Annotated in this window: 8 protein-coding genes and 1 tRNA gene; 8 read left to right on the top strand and 1 reads right to left on the bottom strand. The window is 75.1% G+C overall.

Annotated features, from left to right (window positions below; genetic code table 11):
* Positions 1–509: 5-formyltetrahydrofolate cyclo-ligase (locus ACFV6I_RS35925; protein ID WP_380430140.1), on the bottom strand; the 509-nt coding region annotated here is incomplete at its 3' end.
* Positions 510–623: 114 nt separating this feature from the next.
* On the opposite strand from ACFV6I_RS35925, the gene ACFV6I_RS35920 reads away from it, so the two are divergent.
* The 8 genes from ACFV6I_RS35920 to ACFV6I_RS35885 all read left to right on the top strand — a co-directional run bounded on the left by ACFV6I_RS35920 (position 624) and on the right by ACFV6I_RS35885 (position 7,133).
* A complete protein-coding gene (locus ACFV6I_RS35920; protein WP_380345735.1) occupies positions 624–1,535 on the top strand; it encodes a GGDEF domain-containing protein in 912 nt (303 codons plus the stop codon).
* Between the two features lie 50 nt (positions 1,536–1,585).
* On the top strand, positions 1,586–2,506 hold the full coding sequence (gene galU / locus ACFV6I_RS35915) for a UTP--glucose-1-phosphate uridylyltransferase GalU (protein ID WP_063348081.1): 921 nt from the start codon (positions 1,586–1,588) through the stop codon (positions 2,504–2,506).
* A gap of 164 nt (positions 2,507–2,670) precedes the next feature.
* The gene (glp, locus tag ACFV6I_RS35910) at positions 2,671–3,918 is read left to right on the top strand and encodes a gephyrin-like molybdotransferase Glp (protein ID WP_380430138.1); all 1,248 of its coding nucleotides are present in this window, start codon (positions 2,671–2,673) and stop codon (positions 3,916–3,918) included.
* Positions 3,919–4,071: 153 nt separating this feature from the next.
* Positions 4,072–4,512, top strand: coding sequence for a cyclic pyranopterin monophosphate synthase MoaC (gene moaC, locus ACFV6I_RS35905; RefSeq protein WP_063351185.1), 441 nt, complete (start codon positions 4,072–4,074; stop codon positions 4,510–4,512).
* A gap of 37 nt (positions 4,513–4,549) precedes the next feature.
* The gene (locus tag ACFV6I_RS35900) at positions 4,550–5,053 is read left to right on the top strand and encodes a molybdenum cofactor biosynthesis protein B (RefSeq protein WP_063348079.1); all 504 of its coding nucleotides are present in this window, start codon (positions 4,550–4,552) and stop codon (positions 5,051–5,053) included.
* 38 nt (positions 5,054–5,091) lie between these two features.
* Entirely contained in the window at positions 5,092–5,676 is a 585-nt protein-coding gene (locus ACFV6I_RS35895) for a GNAT family N-acetyltransferase (RefSeq protein ID WP_380345730.1), read from the top strand.
* 149 nt (positions 5,677–5,825) lie between these two features.
* Complete coding sequence (gene glpR, locus ACFV6I_RS35890) at positions 5,826–6,977, top strand: gephyrin-like molybdotransferase receptor GlpR (RefSeq protein ID WP_380430135.1); 1,152 nt, start codon at positions 5,826–5,828, stop codon at positions 6,975–6,977.
* A gap of 82 nt (positions 6,978–7,059) precedes the next feature.
* Positions 7,060–7,133, top strand: a tRNA-Ala gene (locus tag ACFV6I_RS35885).
* Positions 7,134–7,164: the final 31 nt, after the last annotated feature.

Below are 7,164 nucleotides of genomic sequence, written 5' to 3'. Positions count from 1 at the left end.
GGCACCTCGTCCAGCAGCTCGTGCTCGTACAGCAGCACCGCCAGCACCGGCCGCGCGCCCGCCCGCCCCAGCCGGGCCAGCACCCGGTCGTAACTGCCGCCGCCGCGGCCCAGCCGCAGCCCCCGCCGGTCCACCGCCAGGCCCGGCAGCAGCACCACCGAGGCCTCCGTGACCGCCTCCGGGCCGAGCCTCGGGCCGACCGGCTCCAGCAGCCCGCGCCCGGCCGGGGCCAGCTCCTGCGGGCCCTGGTAGGCGGCCCAGTCCAGGTCGTTGTCGGGCAGCAGCACCGGCAGCAGGACCCGCACCCCGCGCGCCCGCAGCGCGTCCAGCAACGGCCTGGTCCCGGGCTCGGCGCCCACCGACACGTACGCGGCCACGGTGGTGCCCGGCGCCGCCAGCTCCCCGGCGTGCCCGGCCAGCGCGTGCGCGGCCTCCGCGCGCCCGTCGGCGGAGAGTGCGCGGCGCCGGGTCAACAGCCGTGTCCTCAGATCGCTCTTCTCGTTGTGCATCGGATCCTCCGCAACTCTGCGTCGTCGAGCTGTGCCGCCGACCGGTCTCGCCGACCGGTCTCGCCGACCGGCGCCATCGACGCGCAGAGCCTGACATGCGAAAGGCCGCCGCGATTGTCCACCCCGCTGCTGGTCCAGGCCCTGGCCGTGCTCAGCGCTCCCGCGCTGGCCGGCGCCACCGTGCTCGGGCTACGGCTGCGCCGGGGCGGCGCCGAAGCCGCCGCCCGGCAGGAGCAGCTGCGCGAGCGGATCGCCGAACTGGAGACCCACTGCGCCGACCTGGAGCGCACCGCCTCCTGCGACCCGCTCACCGGCGTGTGGAACTACCGCCACCTGCAGCTCACCCTGGACCGCGAGATCGAGCGCGCCCGCCGCGCCGAGCGGACCGACCAGCCCGAAGGACCGCGCCCGCTGGCCGTGCTGCTGCTGGAGATCACCGGCTTCGACGCGGTCGTCGCCGAGCACGGCCGCGGCCGTGCCGGTGCGGTGCTGCGCGACCTCGCCCAGCGGCTGGCGATGGAGATCCGCCGCGCCGACACCCTCGGCCGCTACAGCGGCGAGGAGTTCCTGGTGGTGCTGCCGGACACCGGCGCCGAGGGCGCCGTGCAGGTCGCCGAGCGCCTGGTCTGGTCGGTCCGCCGGCACCTGCTGCTCGACTGGTCCTCCGGCCCGCGCGAGTCCCGCCCGGCGCACGGCAACGGCCTCACCGCCGCCGTCGGCGTCGCCGTGCTGCCCGAGGACGGCACCCACGCCGCCGTGCTGCTGCGCGCCGCCGACCGCGCGCTCGCCGAGGCCAGGGCGGCCGGCGGCGACTGCTGGCGGGTCCGCCCGGGCCCCGGCGACCGGTCGGCGGCGCGGCCGGCCGCCCCGCCCGCCGCCGGTGCGCAGCCCAACGCGACTGCCGAGCGTGACCGTTCAAAAAAGCCGGGTAGTCTGTCGCCCTGTGCCGGCGGGGACCCCCTCGCCCAGCCGGTCAATTCCCATACGCCTGCCGCCGTGGCCGGGCCCCGCGACGTGCTGTCCTAGCCGTCGACCGCGCTCGGCCGGGCGAAAACGTGCCTGAGTAAGGTAAACGCATGACGACGACCAACTCCCGAATCCCGGTAACCAAGGCCGTGGTACCCGCGGCCGGACTGGGCACCCGCTTCCTCCCGGCAACCAAGGCCACTCCGAAGGAGATGCTGCCCGTCGTCGACAAGCCGGCCATCCAGTACGTCGTCGAGGAGGCCTCCTCCGCGGGGCTGTCCGACATACTGATGGTCACCGGCCGTAACAAGCGGGCCCTGGAGGACCACTTCGACCGCGCGTACGAGCTGGAGGAGCTGCTCGCCCGCAAGGGCGACGAGGACCGCCTGCGCCGGGTCCGCGAATCCGTCGAGCTGGCCAACATGCACTACGTCCGCCAAGGCGACCCGAAGGGCCTCGGCCACGCCGTCTCGGTCGCCGAGCAGCACGTGGCCGGCCAGCCCTTCGCCGTCCTCCTCGGCGACGACCTGATCGACCCGCGCGACCCGCTGCTCGCCCGCATGATCGAGGTCCAGCAGGAGCTCGGCGGCTCGGTCGTCGCCCTCATGGAGGTCGACCCCTCCCAGATCCACCTCTACGGCTGCGCCGCCGTCAAGGCGAACGGCTTCGGCGAGGACGTCTTCCAGGTGACCGACCTGGTCGAGAAGCCCGAGACGAACGAGGCCCCCTCGAACTACGCCGTCATCGGCCGCTACGTCCTCGACCCGCTGGTCTTCGACGTGCTGCGGGAGACCCCGCCCGGCCGCGGCGGCGAGATCCAGCTCACCGACGCCCTGCGCGAGCTGACCACCCGCGACCCGGAGGCCGGCGGCCAGGTCCACGGCGTGCTCTTCAAGGGCCGCCGCTACGACACCGGCGACCGCGCGGACTACCTGCGCGCTATCGTCCGACTGGCCTCCGAGCGCGAGGACCTCGGCCCGGAGTTCCGCTCCTGGCTGCGCGAGTTCGTCGCCTCCGAGCTGCAGGACTGACACGACGACAGAGAGCGAGCCGCCGATGACCGGGTCCACCCACCACACCACCGGGAGACCCCCCCGCCCGGGGCCCGCTGAGACGCCGACCGCCGCCCGCGCCCCCCCCGGCCCGGCCGCCCGACCCCACGGACCCGGCCCCGGGGGCCCCCCGCCTCTGGACGGTGGACGAACACCTCAGCGACGTCCTGGCCGCGGTCGGCCCGCTGCCCGCCATCGAGCTGCAACTGCTCGACGCCCAGGGCTGCCGGCTCGCCGAGGACGTCCTCGCCGGCGGCGACCTGCCGCCCTTCGACAACAGCTCGATGGACGGCTACGCCGTGCGCACCGCCGACACCGTCGGTGCCACCGACCCGTACCCCTCGGTGCTCGCCGTCGTCGGCGACATCGCGGCCGGCGCGGGCGAACTGCCCCGGGTCGGGCCCGGCCAGGCCGCCCGGATCATGACCGGCGCCCCCGTCCCGCCCGGCGCCCAGGCCGTCGCCCCGGTCGAATGGACCGACGGCGGCACCGGCACCGGCGTGCCCGCCGACGCGATGACCGCGCCCGTCGAGGACGAGGAGGTCCGCGTCCTGCGCCCGGTCGCCGAGGGTGCCCACATCCGCCGCCGCGGCAGCGACGTCGCGGCCGGCACCAAGGTCCTGGGGGCCGGCACCCGGCTCGGCCCCACCCAGCTCGGCCTGCTCGCCGCGATCGGCCGCGCCACCGTCACGGTCCGGCCGCGCCCCCGGGTCGTGGTGCTGTCCACCGGCAGCGAGCTGGTCCAGCCCGGCGAGCCGGTCGGCCCCGGGCAGATCTCCGACTCCAACAGCTTCACCCTCACCGCGGCCGCCCAGGACGCCGGCGCCATCGCCTACCGGGTCGGCGCCGTCCCGGACCAGGCCGACCGGCTGCGCGCCGTCCTGGAGGACCAGCTCGGCCGGGCCGACCTGATCGTCACCAGCGGCGGGGTCAGCGTCGGCGCGTACGACGTGGTCAAGGAGGTCTTCGAGTCCTACGGCGGCGTCGACTTCCGCAGGCTGCGGATGCAGCCCGGCAAGCCGCAGGGCTTCGGCCGGATCGGCGGCCCGGCCGGCGTGCCGCTGCTCGCCCTGCCCGGCAACCCGGTCAGCGCCTACATCTCCTTCGAGCTGTTCGTCCGCCCGGTCATCCGCACCATGCTCGGCGCCGCCGACGTCCACCGCCCGGTGGTCCGCGCGCTCTGCCCGGCGGCGCTGCGCTCCCCGGCCGGCCGCCGGCAGTTCCTGCGCGGCCGCTACTCGGCGGCGGACGGCACCGTCGAGCCGGTGGGCGGCGCCGAGTCGCACCTGGTCGGTGCCCTGGCCCGGGCGAACTGCCTGATCACCGTCCCCGAGGCCGTCACCGCCCTGCCCGCCGGCAGCGAGGTCGACGTGGTCCTGCTCGGTTCCTAGGACATGTCCCGCGGACCAGGCCCCTCCCACGGGGTGGGGCGGGGGAGCTGTACGGTAGCGCGGTATTCCACCTGCGCGCCCCTGGAGCCACCCGTGACGACACCTCCCCCCGGTGACCGCCTCACCCACGTCGACGACCAGGGCGCGGCCCGGATGGTCGACGTCTCCGAGAAGGCCGCCACCGCGCGCACCGCCGTCGCGGCCGGCCGGGTCCGGGTCTCCCCGAAGGTGGTCGAGCTGCTGCGCGGCGAGGGCGTGCCCAAGGGCGACGCCCTCGCGGTGGCCCGGATCGCCGGGATCATGGGCGCCAAGAAGACCCCCGACCTGGTCCCGCTCTGCCACCCCATCGCCGTCTCCGGCGTCACGGTGGACCTCACGGTCGCGGACGACGCCGTCGAGATCACCGCCACCGTGAGGACCGCCGACCGCACCGGCGTCGAGATGGAGGCGCTGACCGCCGTCGCGGTGGCCGGCCTCACCGTCATCGACATGGTCAAGGCCGTGGACAAGGGCGCCACCATCGAGTCCGTCCGGGTGCTCAGCAAGACCGGCGGCAAGAGCGGCGACTGGTTCGCGCCGGAGGCGGGCGAGTGAGCGGGCGGAACGGGTTCACCATCGAGGGGGCGGGCGCATGAGGGCGCTTGCGGTAACGGTCTCCAACCGGGCCTCGGCCGGCGTCTACGAGGACAGGGGCGGCCCGCTGCTGGTGGCCGGCCTGACCGCGATGGGCTTCACCGCCGACGGCCCCCGGGTCGTCCCGGACGGCGAGCCGGTGGAGGCCGTCCTGCGCGAGGCCGTCGCGGCCGGCTACGACGTCGTGCTCACCACCGGCGGCACCGGCATCTCGCCGATGGACCTCACCCCGGAGATGACCGCCCGGGTGATCGACCGGCAGGTCCCCGGCATCGCCGAGTCCATCCGCGCGTACGGCCGGGAGAAGGTTCCGACCTCGGCGCTCTCCCGCGGGCTGGCCGGGCTCGCCGGACGTACCCTGATCGTCAACCTGCCGGGCTCGACCGGCGGCGTCAAGGACGGCCTGGCCGTCCTCGAACCGCTGCTCGCCCACGCCGTCGACCAGCTCGGCGGCGGGGACCACCCCCGGCCGGACGCACCAGCTTCCGGGAGAGCGCACTGAACGCCGGCTGGCCGGTAGAACTCCACGAGGGGGAGGTCGTGCTGCGCCCGATCCGGGCCCGCGACCAGCGCGAGTGGCAGGAGGTCAGCCTCCGCAACCGGGACTGGCTGCGCCGCTGGGAGGCGACCGTCCCGCCCGGTCCGGCCGGGCAGGCCGCCGGGCCGCGCCCGACGTTCCGGCAGATGGTGCGCTTCCTGCGCGGTGAGGGCTCGGCCGGGCGGATGCTGCCCTTCGTCGTGCTCTACAAGGGCCAGCTGGTGGGCCAGCTGACCGTCGGCGGCATCACCTGGGGCTCGATGTGCTCGGCGAACGTCGGGTACTGGATCGACGAGGCGGTGGCCGGCCGGGGCATCATGCCGACGGCCGTGGCGCTTTCCGTCAACCACTGTTTCCGCACCCTCGGCCTGCACCGGATCGAGGTCTGCATCCGCCCGGAGAACGGCCCGAGCCGCCGGGTGGTGGAAAAGCTCGGCTTCCGCTCGGAGGGAATCCGCCCGCGCTATCTCCACATCGACGGCGCCTGGCAGGACCACCTGGTGTACGCGCTGACCGCCGAGGAGGTGCCGGAGGGGATGCTGGAACGCTGGCGGTCGATCAGTTCAGGTCACGAGTCAAGTAATTGAATATATGTTCGAATCAAATATCGATATGGCATCGCCGCGACGGCGGACTGGCACAAATACCGGCAAAATAGTCGGAGAATCAGCTTGATCACACGACACGCCGAGCCAAATTGCTGCCAGGCCTTCCCGGCGCCCGTACGGTGTGGGTCGTGAGCAGTAGCGGCCTTATCTACGCCGTCATCGTAGGGGCCTGGGCCGCCTATCTGGTGCCGATGTGGCTCCGCAGGCAGGACGAACTCAACGAGGCGCGCCCGACGGAGCGCTTCAGCACCGCCATCCGCCTGCTGGCCGGGCGTTCGGGGCTGGAGCGGCGGGCAGCCCGGGCCCTGGGCGACGAACCGCGTGACGACGAGCACAGCAGCGACGGCCCTCCCGGACGGGACGGGGCCGCCTCAGGCGACCCCGCGGCGGACTCCGCGCCGCCCGCCGTGGAGCCCGAGTCCTCGGCCTCCGTCGAGCCTCCACCCGCGCCGGTGCCGGTGCCGGTGTCCGCGACCGCGCCCGTGCCCTCGCCCGAGCGGGGTGCCCGGGGAGAGCGTCCGGGCTCCGCGCCGCACGGCGGGGCGCAGCGCCGGGCCCGGCTGCTGGCCCGCCGGCGCCGGATGGTCACCGCCCTCTTCCTGGCCTTCGCGCTCGGCGCCGTGGTCGCGGCGGTGGCCGGACTGGCCTTCCTCTGGGTCCCGGCCGTCCCGGCGACCCTCCTCACCCTGTACATCGGCCACCTGCGCAAGCTGGAGCGCCAGCGCTACGAGGTGAAGCTCGACCGTGCCCGGGCCGCCCAGGCGGCCGAGCGGCTGCGCAAGCGCGAGCAGCAGCGCGCCGCGGCCCGGAGCGTCCCCGCCGAGGCCGTCGACACCCAGGCCCACACCCAGGTCCACACCCAGCCCCACGTCCGGGCCCACGCCCCGGCTCGTGCCCAGGCCCCGGCCGCCGAGGGGCGGGCCGGACGCCGCCCGCACCTGCGGCTGGCCGCCGACCCCGGCGAGGCCGCCGTCTCCGCGCCGTCCGCCTCCGCGCCGTCCGCCTCAGCGGTGGCCGAGGCGACCGAGCACGAGGAATGGGTCGACGGCATGCGCGAGCGCGGAGCGGCCGGCCCGGACTCCTGGGAGCCGGTGCCCGTCCCGCTGCCGACGTACGTCACGGCGCCGGTCGCCCCCCGGGTCTCCCGCGGCCTCGACCTGACGGCCCCCGGCACCTGGACCGCGGGCCGCCCCGCCGAGTCCGCCCGCAACACCCCGCTGTTCGACCAGTACGCCGAACCGTCGGCTCCGGAGATCCGCCCCCGCGCGGCCAACGAGTGACCTCCCCGGCCCCCGGACCAGCACCGCATCCCCGGGGGTGGTCACGGACCCCCTCCGGAAGGTGCTAGAGTTTCTTCTCGTTGGGGCTGTGGCGCAGTCCGGTAGCGCACCTCGTTCGCATCGAGGGGGTCAGGGGTTCGAATCCCCTCAGCTCCACCCAACAGAAGCCCCGCCCGGTCGTCAGACC

The sequence above is a fragment of the Kitasatospora sp. NPDC059803 genome (genome assembly GCF_042732255.1).
In the GTDB taxonomy this organism is placed as follows: Bacteria; Actinomycetota; Actinomycetes; order Streptomycetales; family Streptomycetaceae; genus Kitasatospora.
The sequence above is the reverse complement of the archived record's forward strand: the minus strand, read 5'-3'. Positions and strand labels throughout refer to the sequence as shown.

Excerpts from the sequence above, each read along its gene's own strand:
- galU (WP_063348081.1), top strand. The coding sequence starts at position 1,586 with ATGACGACGACCAACTCCCGAATCCCGGTAACCAAGGCCGTGGTACCC.
- moaC (WP_063351185.1), top strand. The coding sequence starts at position 4,072 with ATGGTCGACGTCTCCGAGAAGGCCGCCACCGCGCGCACCGCCGTCGCG.
- ACFV6I_RS35900 (WP_063348079.1), top strand. The coding sequence starts at position 4,550 with ATGAGGGCGCTTGCGGTAACGGTCTCCAACCGGGCCTCGGCCGGCGTC.